Source organism: Variovorax sp. V15 (assembly GCF_041154425.1).
Lineage (GTDB): Bacteria > Pseudomonadota > Gammaproteobacteria > Burkholderiales > Burkholderiaceae_C > Variovorax > Variovorax guangxiensis.
Genome location: NZ_AP028659.1, coordinates 3,131,783 through 3,154,727, shown reverse-complemented (window position 1 = coordinate 3,154,727; position 22,945 = coordinate 3,131,783). Strand labels below are relative to the sequence as shown.

At 69.0% G+C, this 22,945-nt stretch carries 25 protein-coding genes; 14 read left to right on the top strand and 11 right to left on the bottom strand.

The window, feature by feature from the left end:
- Positions 1-25: 25 nt before the first annotated feature.
- Together ACAM57_RS14990 and ACAM57_RS14985 are read right to left on the bottom strand one after the other, a co-directional pair.
- Positions 26-670, bottom strand: a complete 645-nt coding sequence (locus tag ACAM57_RS14990) for a hypothetical protein (RefSeq protein ID WP_126020253.1) — start codon at positions 668-670, stop codon at positions 26-28.
- A gap of 4 nt (positions 671-674) precedes the next feature.
- Positions 675-986 (bottom strand): phosphopantetheine-binding protein, encoded by a 312-nt coding sequence (locus tag ACAM57_RS14985; RefSeq protein WP_093194980.1) that lies wholly within the window; start codon positions 984-986, stop codon positions 675-677.
- 100 nt (positions 987-1,086) lie between these two features.
- Here ACAM57_RS14985 and ACAM57_RS14980 point away from each other — a divergent pair, with 100 nt between their 5' ends.
- The gene (locus ACAM57_RS14980; RefSeq protein WP_369662201.1) at positions 1,087-2,607 is read left to right on the top strand and encodes a helicase HerA-like domain-containing protein; all 1,521 of its coding nucleotides are present in this window, start codon (positions 1,087-1,089) and stop codon (positions 2,605-2,607) included.
- Between the two features lie 31 nt (positions 2,608-2,638).
- Here ACAM57_RS14980 and ACAM57_RS14975 read toward each other — a convergent pair whose 3' ends face one another.
- From ACAM57_RS14975 to ACAM57_RS14965, 3 genes are all read right to left on the bottom strand, one after another.
- A complete protein-coding gene (locus ACAM57_RS14975; RefSeq protein ID WP_126020257.1) occupies positions 2,639-3,280 on the bottom strand; it encodes an NrsF family protein in 642 nt (213 codons plus the stop codon).
- Positions 3,277-3,867 carry a sigma-70 family RNA polymerase sigma factor gene (locus ACAM57_RS14970; RefSeq protein WP_369662200.1) on the bottom strand — a complete coding sequence of 197 codons (591 nt, stop codon included), beginning with the start codon at positions 3,865-3,867 and terminating at the stop codon, positions 3,277-3,279. The genes ACAM57_RS14975 and ACAM57_RS14970 overlap by 4 nt, the downstream gene beginning before the upstream one ends.
- 77 nt (positions 3,868-3,944) lie before the next feature.
- Complete coding sequence (locus ACAM57_RS14965) at positions 3,945-4,253, bottom strand: hypothetical protein (protein WP_184637634.1); 309 nt, start codon at positions 4,251-4,253, stop codon at positions 3,945-3,947.
- Between the two features lie 135 nt (positions 4,254-4,388).
- Here ACAM57_RS14965 and ACAM57_RS14960 point away from each other — a divergent pair, with 135 nt between their 5' ends.
- The 12 genes from ACAM57_RS14960 (at position 4,389) to ACAM57_RS14905 (ending at position 16,845) form a co-directional block, all read left to right on the top strand.
- The gene (locus tag ACAM57_RS14960) at positions 4,389-5,708 is read left to right on the top strand and encodes a GTP cyclohydrolase II (RefSeq protein WP_369662199.1); all 1,320 of its coding nucleotides are present in this window, start codon (positions 4,389-4,391) and stop codon (positions 5,706-5,708) included.
- Positions 5,705-7,120 carry a URC4/urg3 family protein gene (locus ACAM57_RS14955; protein ID WP_369662198.1) on the top strand — a complete coding sequence of 472 codons (1,416 nt, stop codon included), beginning with the start codon at positions 5,705-5,707 and terminating at the stop codon, positions 7,118-7,120. The genes ACAM57_RS14960 and ACAM57_RS14955 overlap by 4 nt, the downstream gene beginning before the upstream one ends.
- Positions 7,121-7,164: 44 nt before the next feature.
- Complete coding sequence (upp, locus tag ACAM57_RS14950; protein ID WP_093194973.1) at positions 7,165-7,797, top strand: uracil phosphoribosyltransferase; 633 nt, start codon at positions 7,165-7,167, stop codon at positions 7,795-7,797.
- A 152-nt stretch (positions 7,798-7,949) separates the two neighbouring features.
- Complete coding sequence (locus ACAM57_RS14945; protein ID WP_369662197.1) at positions 7,950-8,954, top strand: BMP family protein; 1,005 nt, start codon at positions 7,950-7,952, stop codon at positions 8,952-8,954.
- A gap of 155 nt (positions 8,955-9,109) precedes the next feature.
- Positions 9,110-9,994: a 5'-methylthioadenosine/S-adenosylhomocysteine nucleosidase gene (locus tag ACAM57_RS14940; RefSeq protein WP_240650506.1), complete on the top strand. Its 885-nt coding sequence runs from the start codon at positions 9,110-9,112 to the stop codon at positions 9,992-9,994.
- Entirely contained in the window at positions 9,985-11,634 is a 1,650-nt protein-coding gene (locus tag ACAM57_RS14935) for an ABC transporter ATP-binding protein (protein ID WP_369662196.1), read from the top strand. The genes ACAM57_RS14940 and ACAM57_RS14935 overlap by 10 nt, the downstream gene beginning before the upstream one ends.
- Positions 11,634-12,698 carry an ABC transporter permease gene (locus ACAM57_RS14930; RefSeq protein ID WP_184638729.1) on the top strand — a complete coding sequence of 355 codons (1,065 nt, stop codon included), beginning with the start codon at positions 11,634-11,636 and terminating at the stop codon, positions 12,696-12,698. Before ACAM57_RS14935 ends, ACAM57_RS14930 begins: the two co-directional genes overlap by 1 nt.
- Positions 12,695-13,618: an ABC transporter permease gene (locus tag ACAM57_RS14925; RefSeq protein WP_369662195.1), complete on the top strand. Its 924-nt coding sequence runs from the start codon at positions 12,695-12,697 to the stop codon at positions 13,616-13,618. The genes ACAM57_RS14930 and ACAM57_RS14925 overlap by 4 nt, the downstream gene beginning before the upstream one ends.
- Positions 13,618-14,091: a hypothetical protein gene (locus ACAM57_RS14920; RefSeq protein ID WP_369662194.1), complete on the top strand. Its 474-nt coding sequence runs from the start codon at positions 13,618-13,620 to the stop codon at positions 14,089-14,091. Before ACAM57_RS14925 ends, ACAM57_RS14920 begins: the two co-directional genes overlap by 1 nt.
- A 23-nt stretch (positions 14,092-14,114) precedes the next feature.
- A complete protein-coding gene (locus tag ACAM57_RS14915; RefSeq protein WP_369662193.1) occupies positions 14,115-14,570 on the top strand; it encodes a hypothetical protein in 456 nt (151 codons plus the stop codon).
- A 30-nt stretch (positions 14,571-14,600) separates the two neighbouring features.
- Positions 14,601-15,887 carry an amidohydrolase family protein gene (locus tag ACAM57_RS14910; RefSeq protein ID WP_369662192.1) on the top strand — a complete coding sequence of 429 codons (1,287 nt, stop codon included), beginning with the start codon at positions 14,601-14,603 and terminating at the stop codon, positions 15,885-15,887.
- 73 nt (positions 15,888-15,960) lie between these two features.
- Positions 15,961-16,845 carry an alpha/beta hydrolase gene (locus ACAM57_RS14905; protein WP_184637621.1) on the top strand — a complete coding sequence of 295 codons (885 nt, stop codon included), beginning with the start codon at positions 15,961-15,963 and terminating at the stop codon, positions 16,843-16,845.
- On the opposite strand, the gene ACAM57_RS14900 is transcribed toward ACAM57_RS14905, so the two are convergent.
- Complete coding sequence (locus tag ACAM57_RS14900; RefSeq protein WP_369662191.1) at positions 16,842-17,666, bottom strand: NAD-dependent protein deacetylase; 825 nt, start codon at positions 17,664-17,666, stop codon at positions 16,842-16,844. The genes ACAM57_RS14905 and ACAM57_RS14900 overlap by 4 nt on opposite strands.
- Before the next feature lie 122 nt (positions 17,667-17,788).
- Here ACAM57_RS14900 and ACAM57_RS14895 point away from each other — a divergent pair, with 122 nt between their 5' ends.
- On the top strand, positions 17,789-18,211 hold the full coding sequence (locus ACAM57_RS14895) for a GFA family protein (RefSeq protein ID WP_240650509.1): 423 nt from the start codon (positions 17,789-17,791) through the stop codon (positions 18,209-18,211).
- A gap of 13 nt (positions 18,212-18,224) precedes the next feature.
- Here ACAM57_RS14895 and ACAM57_RS14890 read toward each other — a convergent pair whose 3' ends face one another.
- The 5 genes from ACAM57_RS14890 to cls are packed head-to-tail and all read right to left on the bottom strand — an operon-like array spanning position 18,225 to position 22,902.
- The gene (locus tag ACAM57_RS14890) at positions 18,225-18,788 is read right to left on the bottom strand and encodes a GNAT family N-acetyltransferase (protein WP_369662190.1); all 564 of its coding nucleotides are present in this window, start codon (positions 18,786-18,788) and stop codon (positions 18,225-18,227) included.
- Positions 18,775-19,230: a DUF3574 domain-containing protein gene (locus ACAM57_RS14885; protein WP_369662189.1), complete on the bottom strand. Its 456-nt coding sequence runs from the start codon at positions 19,228-19,230 to the stop codon at positions 18,775-18,777. The genes ACAM57_RS14890 and ACAM57_RS14885 overlap by 14 nt, the downstream gene beginning before the upstream one ends.
- Before the next feature lie 27 nt (positions 19,231-19,257).
- Entirely contained in the window at positions 19,258-19,992 is a 735-nt protein-coding gene (locus tag ACAM57_RS14880; protein ID WP_184637614.1) for a CatB-related O-acetyltransferase, read from the bottom strand.
- A 24-nt stretch (positions 19,993-20,016) separates the two neighbouring features.
- Positions 20,017-21,456, bottom strand: a complete 1,440-nt coding sequence (gene sbcB / locus ACAM57_RS14875; protein WP_369662188.1) for an exodeoxyribonuclease I — start codon at positions 21,454-21,456, stop codon at positions 20,017-20,019.
- On the bottom strand, positions 21,457-22,902 hold the full coding sequence (gene cls / locus ACAM57_RS14870) for a cardiolipin synthase (protein WP_369662187.1): 1,446 nt from the start codon (positions 22,900-22,902) through the stop codon (positions 21,457-21,459).
- Positions 22,903-22,945 lie beyond the last annotated feature (43 nt).

Here is a 22,945-nt window from a genome sequence, read left to right as displayed (position 1 = left end):
GGCGGGGCCTGTGTCGAGGCCTGTTTCATTGGCCGCCGGGGCTGCTGTCAACCGACGACGTGCCATAGAACGCGCGCACCGCGTCCACGAGGCGCGTGCGTTCGAATTCGGGATGCAGCCGGTAGCGCACCAGGTGCTCGCCCACGAAGAGCAGCGTCACCATCACCGGCGACAGCACGTTGGCGAACAGCGACCAGTCGGAGAACGGCCGTGTCAGGTAGATGATGACCGAAGCCAGCACCATCACGGCGAAGAAGCCGGTCCAGATGCGCGTGAGCTGCGTGGTGTAGGAAAGCATGTGGCCGCGCAGCGGATGCACGCGCTGCGCGAACTGCGTGATCAGGGGCAGTCCCTTGCCGCGCAGCGTGGAGCCGAACCAGCCGCACAGCGCGCCGTTGATGGCCACGTGCTGCATCACGTACAGCCGGTTGGGGTCGCCCGCCTCGCCGAGGAAGACGAGCGAGAAGCCGCCGATGCCCACTGCAGCAGCAATGGCGACGCCCCAGCGGCCGAACCAGCTGCCGGCCAGGCCCATGGCTGCGAGCCACAGCGGACCGAGCAGCACGACCACCGCCCACGGCTGGGTCGCGTGGAACAGCGTCATCCAGTGGGAGAGGCCGGCATATGCGACCCCCACCACCAGCAGGAGCGCTATTCGCCATCGGGACATGGGATCAGGTGGCTACGCGATGCTGGGCCACGTGTGCCGCGAGCGTGCGCAGCGACTGGAAGATCTGCTGGTTGCGTTCGTCGTCGGAACGCAGCTGGAAGCCGTAGCGGCGCGAGACTTCGAGCGCCACTTCGAGGATGTCGATGGAGTCGAGGCCGAGACCTTCGCCGTACAGCGGTTCGGTCGGCACGATGTCCTCGGGAGCGACCTCGAGATTCAGCGCGTTCACGAGCAGCACGGCCAGCTCTTTTTCGATCGGCGACTGTTCGGAGGCGTCGCCGTTGGCGGGAATGGGGGGCTGGGCAGTCGATGACAAAAAAACCTCCTAAAACTTTTTCCTGAACCACCGTGCGGGCCGTGGATTATAGGAGTGCCGGTTGATTAGACTGCCCGCTTCCCATACGACGGAGCGCCCAATGGCCGACCCTCTTCTGATCGCACGGCACGACACCATCGAGTGCAACCTCCTGCCCGGCCTGGCCAACCGCCATGGCCTCATCACCGGCGCCACCGGCACCGGCAAGACCGTCACGCTGCAGACCATCGCGCAGAAGCTTTCCTCCATCGGCGTGCCGGTGTTCATGGCCGACGTCAAGGGCGACCTGACCGGCATCAGCCAGAAGGGCAGCATCGGCGACAAGCTGGCCGCCACGCTGAAGGAACGCGGCATCGAGCTGCCCGAGCCCGCCGCCTGCCCTGTCACGCTCTGGGACGTGTTCGGCGAACAGGGCCACCCGGTGCGCGCCACAGTCTCCGACATGGGCCCGCTGCTGCTGGGCCGCATGCTCGACGTGAACGAAACGCAGGCCGGCGTACTGAACCTGGTGTTCAAGATCGCCGACGACAACGGCCTGCTGCTGCTCGACCTGAAGGACCTGCGCGCGATGCTGCAGTACGTGGGCGAGAACGCGAGCCAGTTCACCACCCAGTACGGCAACATCAGCGCCGCCAGCGTGGGCGCCATCCAGCGCGGGCTGCTGCAGATCGAGACCCAGGGCGGCGACAAATTCTTTGGCGAGCCGATGCTCAACATCGCCGACTTCATGCAGACCGTCGGCGGCAAGGGCGTGGTCAACGTGCTCGCGGCCGACAAGCTCATGAATTCGCCGCGGCTGTACGCCACCTTCCTGCTGTGGATGCTGTCGGAGCTCTTCGAGCAGCTGCCCGAGGTCGGCGACCCCGAGCAGCCCAAGCTGGCCTTCTTCTTCGACGAGGCCCACCTGCTGTTCAACGAGGCGCCCAAGGCGCTGGTGGAGCGCATCGAGCTCGTGGTGCGGCTGGTGCGCTCCAAGGGCGTGGGCGTGTATTTCGTTACGCAGAACCCGCTGGACATTCCCGACACCGTGCTGGCCCAGCTCGGCAACCGCGTGCAGCACGCGCTGCGCGCCTTCACCCCGCGCGACCAGAAGGCCGTGAAGGCGGCCGCCAGCACCATGCGCCAGAAGCCGGGCCTGGACATCGAGACCGCCATCACCGAACTCGCGGTCGGCGAGGCGCTGGTGAGCCTGCTCGACGAAAAGGGCCGCCCCAGCGTGACCGAGCGCGTGTTCGTGCTGCCGCCGGCCAGCCAGCTCGGCCCGATCACGCCCGAGCAACGCAAGGCGCTGATCGACGGCTCGCTGGTCGCGGGCATCTACGAGAAGTCGGTGGACCGCGAATCGGCCTACGAAAAGCTAAAGGGCCGTGCCGAAAGCGCGCCAGACGCCCCTGCCCCTACCGCGCCGGGCGCCGCCAAGGGCACCGCCGAATCCTCGGGTTCGGGCATGGGCGGCATGCTCAACGACATGCTCTTCGGCACCACCGGCCCGCGCGGCGCCAAGCACGACGGGCTAGTGCAGACCATGGCCAAGTCGGCGGTGCGCACCATGGGCACCTCGGTGGGCAAGGAGATCCTGCGCGGCGTGCTGGGCGGGATCTTCGGCAGCAAGAAGCGCTGAGAGCCCAGGAACCGGCCCGCCTGACTGCTGCCTACCAGCGCAGCAGGCGCGGCCCCAGCAGCGCCCCCACCAGCACGGGCACCGCGATCCCGCTCACGTACCACACGGCGAGGAACGGCGCGGTCAGTTCCATGCAGTGCAGCGCATAGACCGAAGCCCCCACGCCACCTGCCAGCGCGCCGGCCGCCGCGCCCGCCAGCGCGGGCCGCGTGGGCGCCATGCCCTTGAGCGCGACCAGGGCGGCCGCGAACACCGGCAGCGCCATTAGCCCGATGCTCGCCGCGCAGATGCGCCACGACTGTCCCATCAGCGCCGGCATGCGATCGTCGGCCGGCATGGTGAACCAGGCTATCGCCGCCAGCAGCCACACCCCGAGCACCGGCAGCACCGCGCCCATCCAGGCATGCCGGGGCTTCACGCCCGGCCGCGCGAGCCGTTCGGCGGCCACGAAGCCGGCGGCCGCGATGCACAGCGGAAACAGCACCTTGACCCAGAACATCGGCCAGAACATGGCCTGCACGATGTCGTGCCGCACGCCGTAGCCGGCGAGCAGGATCGCGAACGAGAACGGAAGCCCCAGCAGCACCGCCAGCCAGATGCGCGAACTGGCGCGCCGGCGCGAGACGGCCACCTCGCCGTTGGCCAGCATCGAGACGAGGTCGTCGGTCTTCATGCCGCAGCCCCCCAGCCATGTCCGAAGCGGGCGGCCAGCGCCTTCAGCCCCCGGTGGATGCCGACCTTGACGGCCGACTCCGACATGCCGGTCAGGCTCGCGGTCTCGGCCACCGAGCGGCCCTCGATCTTGACGTGCACGATCGGCAGGCGCTGGCGATCCGGCAGGGTCTCGAGCAGGCCGCCGAGGTCGCGCTTCGCGTCACTGGCCTCCTGCGCCGATTCGGCGAACACGGCCAGGTCGTCGTCCAGCGGCTCATGCAAATCTTCGCGGGCCGACTTGGCGCGCAGCAGATCGATCATCTTGTAGCGCGCGATGGCGTGCACCCAGGCCGTCAGCGGCTGGTCGCTCTGGTAGGTGTGGCGCTGGTTGTGCATGGCGAGCAGGCATTCCTGGACGAGGTCTTCCACTTCATCGGGCCAGCCAAAGAGGCGCTTGCCCAGAAAGGCGCGCAAATGCGCGCTGAGCTGCTGCAGGAAGTCGCGGTAGGCCTTCGCGTCGCCGTCGAGGCCGCGGAGGAACAGGCCGCGCAGCGCCGCTTCCACGTCGCCGGGGTTCTTCCTGCTGCCTACGGTGTTTCGTTCCATCGGGCTGGCTGGTTACAGCCTTGTCGAAAAAGTTCCGGCCGATTGTGCCGGGGCCGGCGGCGCCGGCAGGGGCTGCTTCAGGGTTGCTTCAAGCACTGCTGGATGATCGGGCCGATTCGCGCCCCGACCTTTTCCTGGTCCTGCAGGTCGGCCACGGAGGTGTCCTTCATGACGCTGTCGGCCGCGCAGGTGCACAGCTTCTTACGCTCTTCCTCCGACTTGTTCCCGCGCTCGCCCGCGCTCTTGACGCAGCTGCCGATGAAGCTCTCCCGGAAACTGGCCCTGAAGGCGGTATCGAAGCCTTCGGAGAAACCCTCCTTGGCCTTGTCGCAGCCGCTCAGGCCGAGCAGGCCCAGGGCGAGAAATACACAGGGAAGCACACGCATCGTTCTTTCCTCCATCGCATCCGGTCCATCCGCCGTCCCCGCGCATTGTTCCCCATTCGCGCCGCGGCTCGCGCGTGGCCCGTTGCTTGCAAGCCGCACGCCTGATCGGTACATTGCATTTTTTGAGGGCCACCAATGTCTGCTGACAGCACAACGATCCCTTCCGTCCCCGGCGGCGCCACCGGCGCGATGCCCCTCCCCCCGCTGCACCCCTCCACGTCGACCGGCCACATCCGGCTGACCTCGCACGCCGGCGGCTTCGGCGCGCTGCCCATCCGCTGGGGCGCAGCCACGGCAGCCGAGCGGGGGCCGGTGGTCGGCACCACCACCAAGCGGGCGCACCGCAACGTGATCGGCACGCACAGCGGCTCCTACAGCGTCTACCGGGCGCTCGCGGTGGCGGCCGGCGCGCTCAAGCGCGAGCACAAGGCCGACCTGACCAACACCGCGCCTACCGACACGATCGGCCCCTATCCGCAATGGAGCGAGCCGGGGCGCATCGTGTCGCTGGACCCCTGGGGCGCGCAGGTGGCCGAGGTGTTCGCCACCGAACTGGCGGCGGGCTACGACATCCGCCCGACCATCGCGATCACCAAGGCGCACGTGATCCTGCCGGAGGTGATCGAGGCGCTGCAGAAGGGCCGCCTCAAGGCCGACGGCAAGTTCCTCACCGCAGGCGGCGCCGCGATGGTGACCAAGGCCGCCATCGAGCCCGTGTGGTACCTGCCCGAGGTGGCGCGCCGCTTCGGCTGCTCCGAGACCGACCTGCGCCGCACGCTCTTCGAGGAAACCGGCGGCATGTACCCCGAGCTGGTCACGCGCTCCGACCTCGAGGTGTTCCTGCCGCCCATCGGCGGGCAGACGCTCTACGTCTTCGGCAACCCGCGCGACCTGGCCAACCCCGAGGTCGAGCTCACCGCGCGCATCCACGACGAGTGCAACGGCTCGGACGTGTTCGGCTCCGACATCTGCACCTGCCGCCCCTACCTGACGCACGCGATCGAGGAATGCATCCAGGGCGCGCAGCGCGGCGGCGTCGGGCTCATCGCCTATTCGCGCAAGGAAGGCCGCGCGCTGGGCGAGGTGACCAAGTTCCTGGTCTACAACGCACGCAAGCGCCAGGTGGGCGGCGACACGGCCGACCAGTATTTCGCGCGCACCGAGTGCGTGGCCGGCGTGCAGGACATGCGCTTCCAGGAGCTGATGCCCGACGTCTTCCACTGGCTCGGCATCAAAAAAATCCATCGGCTCGTGTCGATGAGCAACCTGAAATTCGACGCGATCACCGGCTCGGGCATCGAGATCGGCGAGCGCGTGAACATTCCCGACGAACTGATCCCTGCGGACGCCCGCGTCGAGATGGACGCCAAGATGGCGGCGGGCTATTTCACGCCCGGCCCGGTGCCGGACGCCGAGGAACTCAAGAAGGCCAAGGGCCGGGGATTGAGCGAATGAGCAAGAACAGCAACAGCAGCAACGACGACCCCAACCTGCCGGTCGACGGCTCCGGCAGCCTGCCGCCCGGCGGCGCGGGCGAGGTCGATCCGTCCATCGAATTCAACGCCGACACCGCCCACCCGTCGGGCGCGGCCACGCTGCTGCGCACCACCGCGGCCATCCGCCAGCGCGCGAACGCCCTGCTGGCGCGCGCGCGGCGCGGCGAATCGCAGTGGTTCCGCATCGGCGGCGACGACGCGCTCGAGGACGCGGCGCGCACCGTGGCCGAGGTCACGCGCGAGCGCTATCCGTGGGACACCATCCCGTATCACAGCCGCTGGCGCCACTTCGAGGCCGGCGGCGTGAACCGGGTCGAGGAACTCGACAGGCTGCTCGGCAAGGTCGACGCACGCCAGCGCGCCAGCGCGCACATCGACCTGGTGCTGGTGAGCGTGCTGCTCGACGCCGGTGCCGGCGCCGGCTGGCACTACACCGAATCGGCCACCGGCCAGCGCTTCACGCGCTCCGAGGGGCTGGGCGTGGCGAGCTTCCACGCGTTCACGAGCGGCCTCTTCTCGTCCGACCCCGACCGGCCTTTCCAGGTCGATGCGGCCGGCCTGCGCGGCCTGGTCACCGAGCGGCTGGGCGACGCTTTCCAGGTGAGCGAGGTCAATCCGCTGGTCGGCCTCGCGGGCCGCGCTGTGCTGCTGCGCCGGCTCGGCGAGGCGATGAGCGAGCAGCCCGAGACCTTCGGCGACGAAGGCCGGCCCGCCGGCATGTTCGATGCACTGGTGGCGCCTTTCGGCGCGGCCACGCCGCCCACCGCCGAGATCACGGCGCACCAGATCCTTTCGCTGCTGCTGGAGACGCTCTCGCGCATCTGGCCGGCGGCCAACGCGGTCGACAGCATCGCGGCCGACGGCAGCGACAGTCCGGGCGGCATTGGCTCGGGCGACCCGGCGCTGGCGCTCGGCGACTGCTGGCGCCACAGCGCCGTGCGCGGCCCCGGCCTCACCAATGGCTGGATGCCCTTTCACAAGCTCTCGCAGTGGCTCACGTACTCGCTGCTCGAACCCTTCGAGTGGGCCGGCGTGAAGGTGCGCCATCTCGACGCGCTCACCGCCCTGCCCGAGTACCGCAACGGCGGCCTGCTGATCGACAGCGGCGTGATCGTGCCGAAGGACCCGGCCTTCCTCTCCCGCAACTGGAAGGTGGGCGACGAATTCATCGTCGAATGGCGCGCGCTCACCGTGGCGCTGCTCGACGAGGTGGCGCCGCGCGTACGCAAGGTGCTCGACCGCACCGAGGAGGAGCTTCCGCTGGCCTGCGTGCTCGAAGGCGGCACCTGGGCGGCGGGCCGCGCGCTGGCACAGCGCTTGCGTGACGGTGCTCCGCCCCTGCTGATCGAGAGCGACGGCACCGTCTTTTAGACTCTCGGGTTCCCTGTCTTTCAGCAACGCCACAAAGAACTCCAATGAGCAGCAACGTCCACCTCCTCGACCACCCCCTCATCCAGCACAAGCTCACGCTGATGCGCCGCAAGGATGCGTCCACCAACAGCTTCCGCCGACTGCTGAACGAAATCAGCATGCTGATGGCCTATGAGGTCACGCGCGACATGCCGATGCAGGACATCGAGGTCGAGACCCCGCTCGAAACGATGCAGGCCAAGGTCATCGACGGCAAGAAACTGGTGCTGGTGTCCATCCTGCGCGCCGGCACGGGCATCCTGGACGGCATGCTCACCGTGGTGCCAGGCGCGCGCGTCGGCCATATCGGCCTGTACCGCGACCCCAAGACGCTGACGGCCGTGGAGTACTACTTCAAGATGCCCGGCGAGATGGAGAACCGCGACGTGATCGTGGTCGACCCGATGCTGGCCACCGGCAACTCGGCCGTGGCGGCGGTCGAGCGGCTGAAGGAGCTCAACCCCAAGTCGATCAAGTTCGTCTGCCTGCTGACTTGCCCCGAGGGCGTGGCGACGATGCAGAAGGCGCACCCGGACGTGGCGATCTACACCGCAGCGATCGACCGCGAGCTGAACAGCCACGGGTACATCCTTCCCGGTCTGGGCGACGCGGGCGACCGGATCTTCGGCACCAAATAAGGCTCGCTCCCAGGCTGCGCGCACTTCGTGTCGCTTCGCCACCCCCCTAGCGGGGGCAACACCTGCGGCCCGGCAAAACCGGTTCCGCGGTGTTCCTGGAAGAGAGGCGCACCGTTGCAAGCCAAGAATTTTTATCACCGAGGAGAAGTACCGTGACCGCACGCCGTCAATTGATCATCCGTTCCGTCGCCGTTGCCGCAGCGCTTGCCGCGGTTGGCGCCCCGGGCCTCGCACTCGCGCAGGCCAAGCTGAAGGTGGCGGCGGTGTACACCGTGCCCTTCGAGCAGCAATGGGTGGGCCGCATCCACAAAGCGCTGAAGGCGGCCGAGGCGCGCGGGGAGATCGAGTACAAGGCCACCGAGAACGTGAGCAACGCCGACTATGAGCGCGTGATGCGCGAGTACGCCACCGGCGGCAACCAGCTGATCCTGGGCGAGGTGTTCGGCGTGGAGGCCGCGGCGCGCAAGGTGGCGAAGGACTTCCCCAAGGTCGCCTTCCTGATGGGTTCGTCGCTCAAGCCGCAGGCGCCCAACTTCAGCGTGTTCGACAACTACATCCAGGAGCCCGCCTACCTCAGCGGCATGGTGGCCGGCGGCATGACGAAGAGCAACCGCATCGGCATGGTCGGCGGCTTCCCCATTCCCGAGGTCAACCGCCTGATGAACGCCTTCATGGCCGGCGCGAAGGACACGAACCCGAAGGTGGAATTCAGCGTGAGCTTCATCAACAGCTGGTTCGACCCGCCGAAGGCCAAGGAAGCGGCCTTCGCCATGATCGACAAGGGTGCCGACGTGATGTACGCGGAGCGTTTCGGAGTCTCGGATGCCGCCAAGGAAAAGGGCAAGCTCGCCATCGGCAACGTGATCGACACCCAGAGCCAGTACCCCGACACGGTGGTGGCATCGGCCCTGTGGAACTTCGAGCCGGCCGCCGACCGAGCGATCAAGCTCGTGAAGGAAGGCAAGTTCGCCGCCGAGGACTACGGCGTTTACGCGCAGATGAAATACAAGGGCTCCGAACTCGCGCCGCTGGGCACCTTCGAGAAGAAGGTTCCGGCCGACATCGTCGCGAAGGTGAAGGCCAAGCAAGCCGACATCCTCTCGGGCAAGTTCACCGTGAAAGTGGACGACTCGCAGCCGAAGTCCACCGCAAAATGAAGTACACCCCCAGGCTGCGCGCACTTCGTGTCGCTTCTCCTACCCCCTTGCAGGGGGCAACACCTGCGGCCCGGCAAAGCCGGTTCCGCGGTGTTCCCCGAACAGTCAGAGGCGTTCTTGCCGCCGCGGTACTCGGTATTTCGCTGATCGGCTGTGTGGGTGTCTACAAGGGCGGCGCCGTCGCCATCAACAGCAGCACCCGGCTCGACGATACGCCGCGCATCGCGGTGCTGTCGGCCTTCGAGCCGGAGCTGAAACTGCTGCTCACGCGCCTGCAGGGGCCGGCGAAGCACAGTGTGAACGGGGTGGAGTTCACCACCGGCACGCTCGAAGGCAAGCCGGTCGTGCTGTTCCTCTCGGGCATCAGCATGACCAACGCCACGATGAACACGCAGCTGGTGCTCAACCGCTTTCGCGTGACCAACATCGTGTTCAGCGGCATCGCCGGTGGCGTGAACCCGTCGCTGCACGTGGGCGACGTCACCGTGCCGGCGCAATGGGGCCAGTACCTCGAGGTGCTGATGGCTCGCGAAACCGCGCCCGGCAAGTACAGCGCGCCACCCTTCATCACCGACGCCACGCTGCCCAACTTCGGCATGATGTTCCCGCGCCCGGTCGAGGTGCGCTCGGCGGCGCACCCCGAGATCCAGCGCAAGTTCTGGTTCGAGGCCGACCCGAAGATGCTGGAGGTGGCACGCAGCATCCGCAACGTCGACCTCGCCAATTGCAGCGCAGGCAAGTGCCTGCCGCGCAAGCCGCAGCTGGTGGTGGGCGGCAATGGCGTCTCGGGCCAGGCCTTCATGGACAACAAGGCCTACCGCGAATACACCTACAAGACCTTCCAGGCCAACGTGCTCGACATGGAGACCGCCGCCGTGGGCATGGTCGCCTACAGCAACGGCGTGCCCTTCATCGCCTTCCGCTCGCTCAGCGACCTCGCGGGCGGCGGCGACGGCGAGAACGAGATGGGCACCTTCATGGGCATCGCGGCGGACAACTCCGCCAAGGTCATGCTGGCCTTCCTGGCCGCGTGGAAGTGACGGCACCTGCGTCGCCGCTCCCTCCGGCGGGGGGAGCAAGTGCCACCGTCCTGCGCCTGCAGGGCATCACCAAGCGCTTCGGCAGCCTCGTCGCCAACGACGCGGTCTCGCTCGACCTGAAGTCCGGCGAAGTGCTCGCGCTGCTCGGCGAGAACGGCGCGGGTAAATCCACGCTGATGTCCATTCTTTTCGGCCACTACGTCGCCGACGAGGGCGGCATCGAGGTCTTCGGCGCGCCGCTGCCGCCGGGCAACCCCAAGGCGGCGCTGGCGGCCGGCGTGGGCATGGTGCACCAGCACTTCACGCTGGCCGACAACCTGAGCGTGCTCGACAACGTGATGATGGGCACCGAGCCGCTGTGGCGCCCGGTGTCGCGCCGCGCCGCCGCGCGCGAGCGGCTGCTCGACGTGGCGAGGCGCTTCGGCCTGCCGGTGCAGCCCGACGCGCTGGTAGGAAGCCTCTCGGTCGGCGAGCGCCAGCGCGTGGAGATTCTCAAGGCGCTGTACCGCAGAGCGCGCATCCTCATCCTCGACGAGCCCACCGCCGTGCTCACGCCGCAGGAGAGCGAGGCGCTCTTCGCCACGCTCGCGCAGATGGTGGCGCAGGGGTTGTCGGTGATCTTCATCAGCCACAAGCTCGACGAGGTGCTGCGCGTGTCGCACCGCATCGCCGTGCTGCGCGGCGGCAAGCTGGTGGCCGAGGCACGCACGGCCGACACCACGCAGGCGCAGCTCGCGCTGTGGATGGTCGGGCACGCGGTCGAAGCGCCGCAGCGCCGGCCCGCGAAATCGGTGGGCGATGCCGTCTGCGTGCTCGACCACGTGAGCACCACGGCCTCCGCCAAGGGCGACGGACGCGACCGGCTGCGCGAGGTATCGCTGACGCTGCGCGCGGGCGAGATCACCGCCATCGCCGGCGTCTCGGGCAACGGACAGGTCGCGCTGGCCGAGCTGCTCTGCGGCACGCGCCGCGCGACCTCGGGCACGGCGCAGCTGATGGGCCGAGCGTTGCCGCCCTCGCCTGCCCGGCTGGTGCAGCGCGGCGTCGCGCGCATCCCCGAAGACCGGCATGCGGTCGGCGTGGTCGGCGACCTGCCGGTATGGGAGAACGCGGTGTCGGAGCGGCTGCGCAGCCCCGTGTTCTCGCGCTGGTCGTGGATCGTGAAACGCGCCGCCGCCCGCCTCCATGCGCGGCGCATCGAAAAGGCCTTCGACGTGCGCGGTGCCGGCCTCATGGCGCCGGCTCGCTCGCTCTCGGGCGGGAACATGCAGAAACTGATTCTTGGACGCGCCCTGCTGGCGCCCGAACAACCCGAGCCCGATGCCGGCCAGGACAAGGCCGACAGGAAGCACCCCAACCGAGCCCCGCGCCTGATCGTCGCCCACCAGCCCACCTGGGGCCTGGACATCGGCGCTGTCGCCTACGTGCAGCAGCAGCTGATCGCCGCGCGCGACGCAGGCGCCGCCGTGCTGGTGATTTCCGACGACCTCGACGAAGTACTCGCGCTGGGCGACCGTGTGGCCGTGATGCACGGCGGCCGCCTGGGCGAAGCGCGCCCGGCCTCGGCCTGGACGCGCGAGGCGATCGGGCTGGCCATGGCCGGTGCGACAGCAGCTCCCGCCAAGGGAGCCCCGTCATGATGCGGCTCGAACGACGCCACGAAACCTCGCGCACGGCGCTGGTGCTCGCCCCCATTGGCGCGATCGTCTTCACGATGGCGATCAGCGCGCTGCTGGTGCGGTGGGCCGGCGCGCCGGTCGGCCGCACCTACGCGCTGCTGCTGCAGGGCGGCTTCGGCTCGGTGTTCGCGTGGAGCGAGACGCTGACGCGCGCGATCCCGCTGATCCTTACCGGGCTGGCGGCCACCGTCGCTTTCAAGGCGCGGCTCTTCAACATCGGCGCCGAGGGGCAGCTCTACGCGGGCGCGCTGGCTGCCGTGGCAGTGGGCGGCATGCACGGCGGCACCGGCTTCGAGCTGTCGCCGTGGCTGCTGTTTCCCTTGATGATGCTGGCCGCCGCCATCGCGGGCGCGCTGATGCTGCTGGGCCCGGCGCTCATGAAGAACAGGCTGGGCGTGGACGAGGTCGTGACCACGCTGCTGATCAACTTCATCGTGCTGCTGGGCGTGTCGGCGCTGCTCGACGGGCCGATGAAGGACCCGAGCGCCATGGGCTGGCCGCAGAGCGTGTCGCTGCAGTCCGACCTGGAGCTCGGCAAGCTCGTCGCGCAGACGCGGGTGCACACCGGCCTGCTGTGGGCGGTGTCGCTGGCGGTGATGGTGTGGGCCATCTTCAAGTACACGGTGCTGGGCTTCGACATCCGCGCCGTGGGCGCGAACGCGCGCGCCGCCGCCTTCGCGGGGGTGCCGGTGACGCGCACGGTGGTGATGGTGGCGCTGCTCTCGGGTGCGCTGGCCGGGCTGGCGGGCGCCATAGAGGTGGCGGGCCGCACCAGCTACGTCACGCTCGACATGTCACCGGGCTATGGCTACACCGGCATCGTCATCGCGATGCTGGCGGGGCTGCATCCGCTGGGCGTGATCGCAGCCGCCGTGTTCGTGGCGGGCGTGCTGGTCGGCGCCGACACCATGAGCCGCGCGGTGGGCGTGCCGACCTACATCGCCGACGTGATCGTCGCGGCCTCGCTGATCGCGGTGCTGGTGGCGACGCTGCTCACGCAGTACCGGGTGAGGATGTCGAAATGAGCGACCTCCTCGACATTCTTTCCAACGCCGCCTTCTGGGTCGCGGTGCTGCGCATCGCCACGCCGCTCATCCTCGGCACGCTCGGCGTGCTGCTGTGCGAGCGTGCGGGGGTGCTCAACCTCGGCATCGAGGGGATCATGGTCGCGGGCGCCTTCACCGGCTGGCTCGCGGTGTATGCCGGCGCACCGCTGTGGGTGGGCGTGGGCGTGGCCGCGCTCGCGGGCATGGTGTTCGGGCTGCTGCACGCCTTCCTGACCGTGGGGCTGGCGCTATCGCAGCACGTCTCGGGGCTGGGCATCACGCTGCTGGCGACCGCGCTGAGCTACTTCGGCTATCGCGTGAGCTTTCCGAAGGTGAACACGCCGCCCACCATCACGCCCTTCGCGCCGATGGACTGGCTGCCCATCCCGATCCTGAACGCACAGACCGCGCTCACCCTGTTCGCGCTGCTGCTGGTGCCGGTGGTGGGCTGGGTGCTGTACCGCACGCCGCTGGGCCTGGCGCTTCGCATGGCCGGCGAGAACCCGCAGGCAGCCGAAAGCCAGGGCGTCTCGGTCGCGGCCACGCGCACCGGCGCCATCGTCGCGGGCTCGGCGCTGATGGGCATGGCCGGCTCCTTCCTCACGCTGTCGGCCTTCAACGCCTTCTTCTTCAACATGGTGAACGGGCGCGGCTGGATCTGCGTGGCGCTGGTGGTGTTCGCCTCGTGGCGGCCGGGCAAGGCCCTGCTGGGCGCGCTGCTGTTCGCCTTCTTCGATGCGCTCCAGCTGCGGCTGCAACAATCCGGCGACGCCGTGCTGCCATACCAGATCTACCTGATGCTGCCCTACCTGCTGTCGATCCTGGCGCTGGTGCTGGTGGCACGCAAGGCGAGCTACCCGCAGGCGCTGATGAAACCGTACCGCAAGGGGGAACGCTGATGACCACGAGGACCGCCAACGCCGCTCGAAGGGCCCTGCTCTCGGCATTGCTGGCCATGCTCGCAATGGGCAGCAACGGCGCCCGCGCGCTCGGCATGAACTACGGCTACGAGGCTTTCAGCACGGCCGACGCCGTGACCTGGGTGCAGATGTGCGGCACCTGGGGCAAGGACCACCAGGGCACCTACCGCGTGGTGCACGCCGAGCAGTACGCCCAGTCGTTCCTCTACGTGCAGTGGATGAGCCGCGACGCCAACGGCAGCCTGCGCGCCGAGCACACGGTGGCAATTGCAGAACTCGACAACGACCACGCGGAGATCTCGCTGTCCGACCTCACCTGCCGCGCCACGCCGCGCGGCATCGTCGTCACGGCAAAGGCCGATTCGGGGCACGACGAGAAGCTGCGCCGCGTGACCATCGAGGTCGGGCCTGCGCCAGGGCAGTACCGGTACCGGGCGCAGAACACGCGCTGAGACGCTGGCATCCGGGCGGTGAGGTGAACACGGCACTCCATCTGGACACGACGAACGGCTGTCTCTCGGCGGCCGGCGTCGTTGCCTGCGCCGAGACCCGCGCCGACAGCCTGCCAGACTCTTTCGCACGGACGGCCCAGGCCGTGCTTGTCGAAGGCCAGCTCGTCGATTGCGTCTTCGCACGCGCAACCACGACATCCGGCGACATGGCCGTGCAGCTCATGTTGCGTTTCGAAGAACTGCTGTTGGTCAGCTGCTCCCTCACTCTCACGACGCCCGCCCTGCGCAAGCTCGAGGACGCCGACTTCTACGGCAGCGTAGGCCAGCGCTATCGCTTCCACGAGCGCTGGCTGGCCTCCATGGGCGTTTCCCGCAACCCGGCGGCATTCCCCTGGGGCCGTACCGGCGTCGCCCGCGACCGCAGCGACAACGTGTACATCTACATCCACAACCGGAACAACCGCTGGGCTCTCCGATAGCCTCGCGAGGAACAGGAAAAGGCCCCCACGATGCTCGACCTCCTCATCACCAACGCCACCCTCCCCGACGGCCGCACCGGCATGTCGGTCGCCGTGCAGGGCGGACGCATCGCCGAAATCACTCAGGGCATGGATGCGCCGGCACACGAAACGCTCGACGCGCAGGGACTGCTGCTCGCGCCCCACTTCGTCGACCCTCATTTCCACATGGACGCCACGCTGAGCTACGGCCTGCCGCGCGTCAACCAGAGCGGCACGCTGCTCGAGGGCATCGCGCTGTGGGGCGAACTCAAGCCGCTGCTGACGGCAGACGCACTGATCGAGCGCGCACTGGCGTACTGCGACTGGGCGGTGGCCAAGGGATTGCTGGCCGTGCGCTCGCACGTGGACACCAGCGACCCAAGCCTGCTGGCAGTCGATGCGCTGCTGGAGGTCAAGCGCAAGGTTGCGCCGTATCTCGACCTGCAGTTGGTCGCCTTTCCGCAGGACGGCGTGCTGCGCTCGCCCGGCGGCGTCGAGAACCTGGAGCGCGCGCTCGACAAGGGCGTGGACGTGGTCGGCGGCATTCCGCATTTCGAGCGCACCATGGCCGAGGGCGCGGCGAGCGTGAAGCTGTTGTGCGAGATCGCCGCGGCGCGCGGCAAGCTGGTCGACATGCACTGCGACGAGTCGGACGACCCGCTTTCGCGCCACATCGAGACGCTGGCCTTCGAAACCCAGCGCCTCGCTCTGCAGGGCCGCGTGACGGGCTCGCACTGCACCTCGATGCACTCGATGGACAACTACTACGTGAGCAAGCTGCTGCCGCTGATCGCGCAGAGCGGCGTGTCGGTGGTGTCCAACCCGCTCATCAACATCACTCTGCAGGGCCGCCACGACACCTACCCCAAGCGCCGCGGCATGACGCGCGTGCCCGAACTCATGGCGGCCGGCGTGAACGTCGCCTTCGGCCACGACTGCGTGATGGACCCCTGGTACGGCATGGGCTCGGGCGACATGCTCGAGGTGGCGCACATGGGCCTGCACGTGGCGCAGATGACGAGCCAGGACGGCATCCGCCAGTGCTTCGAGGCGGTGACGACCAACGCGGCGCGTGTGATGCACCTTGAGAACTACGGCCTCGAGGCCGGTTGCGACGCGAGCTTCGTGCTGCTGCAGGCGCGCGACGCGGTCGAGGCGATACGCCTGCGCGCCGCGCGGCTCAAGGTGTTCCGCAAGGGCCGCCTGCTGGCCGAGACGCCGGCCGCCACGGCCAGCCTGCACCTTCCGGGCCGGGGCGCCTCGACGAGCTGGATGGCGCCGAAGCACGCCGGTTGAACCCCAGGGCCAGCCCTGCTACAGGGCCGGCGCGCGAAAATCCTGCCCTCATCGGTCCACCGGGAACCTTTTCATGAAGCGTCTTGCACGGATCTGCGCGACCTGGCTGCTGGCGCTGGCGTTCGCGCCGGCCAACGCGCAGCAGCCCGGCGGCGAAACGGCCGCGCCGCCCGCAGGGGTGCGCCTGCTGGCAGACCAGCCCTACGGCCCCGATCCGCGCCAGCGCATGGACGTCTACCTGCCGCCGAAGGCGCAGCAAGGCGCGCCGGTGCTCGTGATGGTCCACGGCGGGGCCTGGATGTTCGGCGACAAGGCAGCCGCATCCGTGGTTAACCGGAAGATCGCGCACTGGGTGCGCGAGCAGGGCTTCATCCTCGTTTCGGTGAGCTACCGCTTCGTGCCGCAGGTCGACGTGATGCAGCAGGCGCAGGACGTGGCGCGTGCCGTCGCCACAGCGCAGGCGAATGCACCGTCGTGGGGCGGCGACGCCGGCCGCTTCGTGCTCATGGGCCATTCGGCTGGCGCGCACCTCGTCGCCCTGCTCAGCGCATCGCCTTCCATCGCGCGGCAGCAAGGCGCCCGCCCCTGGCTCGGCACCGTGGCGCTCGACAGCGCGGCGCTGGACACGGCCGCGCTGATGCAGCGCCGGCACATGCCCTTCTACGACCGCGTTTTCGGCAGCGACCCCGCCTTCTGGCGCAGCGTGTCGCCCTCCGACGCGCTCGCACCTGGCGCGCCGCCGATGCTGCTGGTGTGCTCCACGCAGCGCCGCGACGGCTCGTGCACACAGGCGCGGCAGTTCGCGGCACGCATCGGGGCAACGGGTGGCCGTGCGGAGGTGGTGCCGGAAGATCTTTCGCACGCGCAGATCAACGACGAACTGGGGCAGCCCGGCGCATACACCTCGGCGGTGGATGCCTTCGTCCGCTCGCTGACCGGGACGCCCGGCCGGAGCTAGGCCAGCTGCCGCGCGAGCGTCGTCAGCGCCTCGCCGACAGGCTGCTCGACCTTCAGCGAAAGCAGCGCATCGGCCCGCGTGCGCCCCAGGTTCACGGCCGCCACCGGCTTGCCTGCCGCGGCGGCCGCCTGCACGAAGCGGAAGCCCGAATAGACCATCAGCGAAGAGCCGGCCACGAGCACCGCATCGGCCTGCTCCAGCGCGGCGAAGGCGGCTGCGACGCGCTCCTTCGGCACGCTCTCTCCGAAGAACACCACGTCGGGCTTGAGCAGGCCACCGCAGTGCGGGCAGGCGGGCACGTCGAAAGTGGAGAAATCGCGGCCTTCGAGGTCGGCGTCGCCGTCGGGTGCGGCGCGGGCTTCCAGCTCGGCCCAGCGCGGGTTGCGCCGCCGCAGTTCGAGCTGCAGTTCGGAGCGCGGCGTGCGCCGCTCGCAGCCCATGCAGCGCACGGTGTCGATGCGCCCGTGCAGGTCGACGGTGCCGCGGCTGCCGGCCGCATCGTGCAGGCCGTCGACGTTCTGCGTGAGGAGCAGGCCGACGCGCCCCGCGTCGCCCAGCTTCGCCAGCGCGCGGTGCGCGGCGCCGGGCCGTGCGCCCGCCATGGTCGGCCAGCCGATCAGGCTGCGCGCCCAGTAGCGCTTGCGCGTGGATTCCTCGCCCATGAAGGCCTGGTAGGTGACGGGCGACGGGCGCTTCCACTCGCCGTCGAGGTCGCGGTAGTCGGGAATGCCCGATTCGGTGCTGCAGCCTGCGCCGGTGAGCACGAAGAGCTTGCGGTGGCGCGTGGCGAAGTCGGCCAGCGCGGCGGAATTGGCGTCCATGCGGGCGAGCATACGTGGGCGCGCCGTGGGCCGCTCGCGCCGGGGATTGGCGGCAGCCGGCATTGCGTACGGCAGCCTGCGTTCCTAGGATGGCGGTCTTTCCCTCGAAGGAGCCAGTTCGCATGATGAAAGTACAGGGCGCCTGCCATTGCGGCCGGATCAGCTACGAAGCCGAGGTCGATCCCGAGAAGGTCGGGCTGTGCAACTGCACCGACTGCCAGGTGCTCTCGGGCACGGCGTATCGCGTGTCGGTGACGGTGCCCGCCGCCGGCTTCAGGCTGCTGAGCGGCAAGCCCCGCGGCTACGTGAAGACGGCCGACAGCGGCGTGCTGCGCCGGCAGAGCTTCTGCGAGAACTGCGGTACGCCGGTCTGGGCCAGCGCCGACAGCGACACGCCTCCCAGCTACACGCTTCGCATCGGCCCGCTGGCGCAGCGCGCACTGCTGGCCCCGCGCCGCCGGATATGGTGCCGCTCGGCGCTGGCGTGGTCCGAGAACCTGAGCGGGCTGCCTGCGGCGGACGCGGAACCCGCGCCATCGGCCTGACAAGCTCCAAGGGTCAGGCCCGGCCCTCGCCGAGGTCGCACCACATGTGCACCTTTCCAAGCAAGGCACCACCGAGCGCAATGGCCATCGGCTCGACGCCGAAGCTGCGGAAGCCGCAGTCCTCGTAGAGTTTCTGCGCGGCTTCGTTGCCCTCGGTGACCGTGAGTTGCACCACCCGCAGGCCGGCGCGCGCCCGCGCGTGGTCGAGCAAGGCCAGCACCAGCCGGCGGCCGAAGCCCACACGTCGCGCAGAGGCCTTCACCGACATGCCGAACAGCGTGGCCTTGTGGCTGGCTCGCTCGCGCGTCTCGAAGCTCAGGCCAGCCGCGCCGACCAGCGCGCCGCTGTCGTCGAATGCGCCGTAGACCACGCTGTCGCCGCTCGCACCATCTGCGGCCCCGAGGCGCTCCATCCACCAGCTCAGCGGCAAGGCGGCACGCTCCTCCACCGTGGAGGTGAAGGCGCTGGGGTGCCTGGCGTAGGCGTCGAGCATCACGGCGCGATAGGCCTCGGCGTCGGCCGCGCTCAGGCGGCGGACGACGTTGCGATCGCGCGGCAATGCCTCAGAAGCGGACACAGACGGCCTGCCTCTCCTGCAGCACGGCTTCCTGCGCGAACCTCTGGCGGTACGCGCCGATGATGGCGGCGATGGCGGCGTCGTCCTTCTCGCTGCGCGCATGCAGCAGCACGAGCAGCTTGGAGCGCTCGCGCACCACCTCGCCCGACACGCCGCGCCACTGGCCCGCCGCATCGATCACCGTCAGGCCCTGCGGGAACGCGGGTGTCACGGTGCCGTCGAGGAAGGCGGTCCACTCGGCGTCCGACACCTGGCCGCCCGAGGGAATGGCACGGCCGAAAAACAGGGTGTCGCGCTCGAAGGTCTCGAAGCCGCTCCCGCAGGCCCTTGCGCCGCCGGCCCCCGGGGGCGGCAAGGTGCCGCAGCCGGCCAGCGCCAGGGTGGCCCCGGCGGCCGCAAGCGCGACACGGGCAGCAGACAGGGTCGCTCTTCTGGTTGTCATGCGCGCACCTCCTTGCATCGTCGTTGTTCAGCCCGGCAGAAAGACCAGCGGCGCGGGCTGGCCCTCGGCGGGCGGCTGGCCGCGGTCGAGCAGCCGCCAGCCGGGATTCCAGCGCGAAAGGCGGTTTTCGGCAACGGCCTCCTCCAGCATCGACTGGGCGGCTTCGGGGTGCTGCCAGTCCAGCGCCAGAGTGCGCAGGTCCCAATTCCACCAGGGGCAGGCGCGGATGCGCTCGACCAGTGTGTCGGGAAAGCGCTGGCGGATCACCTTGGCGGGCACGCCGCCCACCACGGTGAAGGGCGCCACGTCGCGCGTCACCACCGCGCCCGCGCCGATCACCGCGCCGTCGCCGATGGTGATGCCGCTCTTGAGGCTGACGCGCGAGCCGATCCACACGTCGTTGCCGATGGTCACCGGCGAGTGCGACGGAAACTGCCCGACGGACTGATGCCGGTACGGCTCCGGAAAATTCGGCGCATAGGCCAGCATGTGCGTGGTGAACCAGTCGGCCGGATGGTCCGACAGGGTCTGCACGCCGTCGCCGATGGAGCAATAGCGCCCCATGCGCACGTCGACGAGCAGCGCGCCGGGCGAGATGCTCGTATACGCACCCACGGAGCAACTCGCATGCAGCTGGGCCGAGTGCCAGATGCGCACCGGAGTCTCGAAGCGGAACGGCGTCGGCAGAAGGCAGCCGTCGGACAGGAAGAGCCCGTAGCTTTCGAGCCCCTTCGACAGTTCGGCGTTGATCGGCAGGCTCATGGGCTGGGCGCTCGGTTGCGTTGCTCAGGCCTCGGGCGCGATGGCCTCGGCGTATTCGTAAAGCGCGCCGAGGATCTCTTCTCCACGCTCGTCGGCGTTCTCGGAGAGCGCGTCGACTTCGCTGAACAGCATCTCGATTGTGCGCGCCCCGCCCTCGCCCTTGAAGAGCTTCGCGACACGCAGTGATTCCCAGCGCTCGGTCTCGTCCTCGTTCAGCAGCTGCGGCCAGTTGCGCGCGCGATAGCGGAAGAGGATTTCTTCCAGACGGCCATCGTCGAAGCCCGTGCGATCCTTGGCCAGCTCCTCGGGCGACAAGCCGCGCAGCTGGTTCAGGCGCCGCCGGTCGGCGTTGCCGACGAAGCCGCCGTACAGGTCTTCGTCGACATCGGGCGTGGCCTCCCTGGGCCGGGCGTAGACCTGCGACCAGATCGCGCTCATGTCGGGCAGGTCGCGCGCAATGGCCGCGTGGCGCATCGCCGCTTCGAGATCGACGCCCCAGCGCTCGGCCATGGGCGCCGCGAGCGTGCGCAGGTTGCCGACCACCATCGGCGACTTGTTGAGGTGCACGCCCTTGATCGGCAGGCGCACCACGCCCTCGGGCAGGTCGACCGTGCGGGTGAAGAGGCGCAGCCGCAGCGTCTCGACGTCGATGTCGCGCAGCTCGCTGGGGTCGTGGGCCAGGTCCCAGGCCAGCAGTTCGTTCTTGTTGGTGGGGTGGCTGGCCAGCGGCCACATCACTGCAAGGCAGCCGCGCTCGACCGGGAACATGCCCGAGACGTGCAGGAAGGGCTTGGCGGTCTCGCGCGTCGCGGGCAGGCCCAGCTCGGTGGCGACGCGGTCCTTCCTGTGCAGGCCGAAGGCGAAGTCGAACAGCTTGGGCTGCTTGCTGCGGATGAGGCGCGCCAGCGCGATGGTGGCGCGCACGTCCGACAGCGCATCGTGCGCCGATTCGTGCAGCAGGCCGTTGGCGCGCGCCAGGTCTTCGAGCTTGAAGCTGGGCTTGCCGTCTTCCTTCTTCGGCCACTCGATGCCCTCTGGGCGCAGCGCATAAGTGAGGCGCACCACGTCCAGCAGGTCCCATCGGCCGCATTCGTTCTGCCATTCGCGCGCGTACGGGTCGATCAGGTTGCGCCAGAACAGGAAGCGCGTGACTTCGTCGTCGAAGCGGATGGTGTTGTAGCCCACGCCGATGGTGCCGGGCTGCGAGAACGCCTTCTCGATACGGGCGGCGAACTCATGCTCGGGAATGCCGCGCTCCAGGCACAGCTGCGGCGTGATGCCGGTGATGAGGCAGGCCTCGGGGCTGGGCAAGTAGTCCGGCGCGGGCTTGCAGTAAATCATCAGCGGCTCGCCGACTTCGTTGAGCTCGGCGTCCGTGCGGATGGCCGCGAACTGCGAGGGACGGTCGCGGCGCGGCACCGCGCCGAAGGTTTCGTAGTCGTGCCAGAGAAAGGTGTGGTTCATTCAGAGCAAGGGTGAAAACAGGCGCGCGATGGCGTCGCCGAGGCGGCGCCAGAAACCCTGGCGCCGGTTGGCGCGCACCGCGCCGGAGCTGTGCAGGTCGGTCTCGAACTGCGCCGCCAGCGGGCGGGTCAGCTCGGGGCCGTAGACCACCGCGCAGACCTCGAAGTTGAGGCGGAAGCTGCGGTTGTCGAAATTGGCGGTGCCGATCATCGCGCAATGGTCGTCCACCACCAGGGTCTTGGAATGGAGCATGCGCGCCTTGTATTCCCAGACCTTCACGCCGGCGGCGATCAGCTCGTCGAAGTACGAACGCGCGGCGGCGCTCACGACGGCCGAGTCGCTTCGGCGCGGCACCAGCAGGCGCACGTCGACACCGCGCAGCGCGGCGCTCGTGAGCGCCATCAGCGCCGGCTCGCCGGGCACGAAGTACGGCGTGGTGAGCCAGGCGCGGTGCGTGGCCGAATGGATGGCCTCGACGTGCATGCGGTGGATGGCTTCCATCGGGCTGTCGGGGCCGCTGGTGACGATCTGCACCGGGATGTCGCCGGCCTCGAGCTGCGGCAGCATGGCGTTCAGCGCGTCGTCCATGCCGCGCGGATCTTCGCCTGTGGCGTAGGTCCAGTCTTCGAGGAAGGTGGTCTGCAGCCAGCGCACCGCGCTGCCTTCGACGCGCAGGTGCACGTCGTGATACGCGTCGGGGTTGGTGCGCTTGTCTTCCTCGTCGGTGATGTTCACGCCGCCGGTGAAGCCTACGCGGCCGTCGCACACCACGATCTTGCGGTGGGTGCGGTAGTTGGTCACAGGGCGCAGGCGGCGTCCGATCTTGGTGTCGTGGAACAGCGCCACCTTGACGCCCGCGTCGAGCATCGGCGCCATGAACTTGCGGCCTATGCGCTTGGAGCCCAGCGCGTCGATCAGCAGGCGCACTGCCACGCCCTCCTTCGCGCGTTCGATCAGAAGGTCGCGCAGCGCGGTGCCGATGCGGTCGGGCTCGAAGATGTAGTACTCGAGGTGGATGTGGTTCCGCGCGGCGCGCACGGCGTCGAAGATCGCGTCGAAGGTGCGCGCGCCGCCGGAGAGCAGTTCGACATCGAGCGCGCTGGACACTGGCAGGCCGCAGGTCGCGGTGCCCAGCTTGGCCATCTGTTGCAGCGCTGGAGGAGCGTCGCGCGCCGCGTCGCGCAGCCGCGCCACGTCGGCCTGGGCGAAGGCACTGGCGCGGCTGCGCAGGCGCTTCAGGCGTTGCTTCTTCAGCCGCTGCGGCCCGAGGAAGTAGTAGACGACGAAGCCCGCGAACGGCAGCAGCGCCAGCGAGAGGATCCAGCTCATCGTCGAGACCGGCGCGCGCTTCTGCATCACGATCCAGACCGACAACACCGCGATGTAGCCGCTCCATGCCAGGGAGAGGCCGGTTTTCCATTCGTGGCTGAGTTCGGGGAGGATCAAGGCGGAAAAACGGTTGGTGCTGGTGCGCGGTTCGATACGCGTG

Coding starts and splice junctions, on each gene's coding strand:
- ACAM57_RS14980 (WP_369662201.1), top strand. CDS start 1,087: ATGGCCGACCCTCTTCTGATCGCACGGCACGACACCATCGAGTGCAAC.
- sbcB (WP_369662188.1), bottom strand. CDS start 21,456: ATGAACCACACCTTTCTCTGGCACGACTACGAAACCTTCGGCGCGGTG.
- ACAM57_RS14965 (WP_184637634.1), bottom strand. CDS start 4,253: ATGCGTGTGCTTCCCTGTGTATTTCTCGCCCTGGGCCTGCTCGGCCTG.
- ACAM57_RS14900 (WP_369662191.1), bottom strand. CDS start 17,666: ATGGACGCCAATTCCGCCGCGCTGGCCGACTTCGCCACGCGCCACCGC.
- ACAM57_RS14990 (WP_126020253.1), bottom strand. CDS start 670: ATGTCCCGATGGCGAATAGCGCTCCTGCTGGTGGTGGGGGTCGCATAT.
- ACAM57_RS14880 (WP_184637614.1), bottom strand. CDS start 19,992: ATGAGCCTGCCGATCAACGCCGAACTGTCGAAGGGGCTCGAAAGCTAC.
- ACAM57_RS14885 (WP_369662189.1), bottom strand. CDS start 19,230: ATGACAACCAGAAGAGCGACCCTGTCTGCTGCCCGTGTCGCGCTTGCG.
- upp (WP_093194973.1), top strand. CDS start 7,165: ATGAGCAGCAACGTCCACCTCCTCGACCACCCCCTCATCCAGCACAAG.
- ACAM57_RS14930 (WP_184638729.1), top strand. CDS start 11,634: ATGCGGCTCGAACGACGCCACGAAACCTCGCGCACGGCGCTGGTGCTC.
- ACAM57_RS14895 (WP_240650509.1), top strand. CDS start 17,789: ATGATGAAAGTACAGGGCGCCTGCCATTGCGGCCGGATCAGCTACGAA.
- ACAM57_RS14970 (WP_369662200.1), bottom strand. CDS start 3,867: ATGGAACGAAACACCGTAGGCAGCAGGAAGAACCCCGGCGACGTGGAA.
- ACAM57_RS14910 (WP_369662192.1), top strand. CDS start 14,601: ATGCTCGACCTCCTCATCACCAACGCCACCCTCCCCGACGGCCGCACC.
- ACAM57_RS14975 (WP_126020257.1), bottom strand. CDS start 3,280: ATGAAGACCGACGACCTCGTCTCGATGCTGGCCAACGGCGAGGTGGCC.
- ACAM57_RS14955 (WP_369662198.1), top strand. CDS start 5,705: ATGAGCAAGAACAGCAACAGCAGCAACGACGACCCCAACCTGCCGGTC.
- ACAM57_RS14920 (WP_369662194.1), top strand. CDS start 13,618: ATGACCACGAGGACCGCCAACGCCGCTCGAAGGGCCCTGCTCTCGGCA.
- ACAM57_RS14925 (WP_369662195.1), top strand. CDS start 12,695: ATGAGCGACCTCCTCGACATTCTTTCCAACGCCGCCTTCTGGGTCGCG.
- ACAM57_RS14960 (WP_369662199.1), top strand. CDS start 4,389: ATGTCTGCTGACAGCACAACGATCCCTTCCGTCCCCGGCGGCGCCACC.
- ACAM57_RS14905 (WP_184637621.1), top strand. CDS start 15,961: ATGAAGCGTCTTGCACGGATCTGCGCGACCTGGCTGCTGGCGCTGGCG.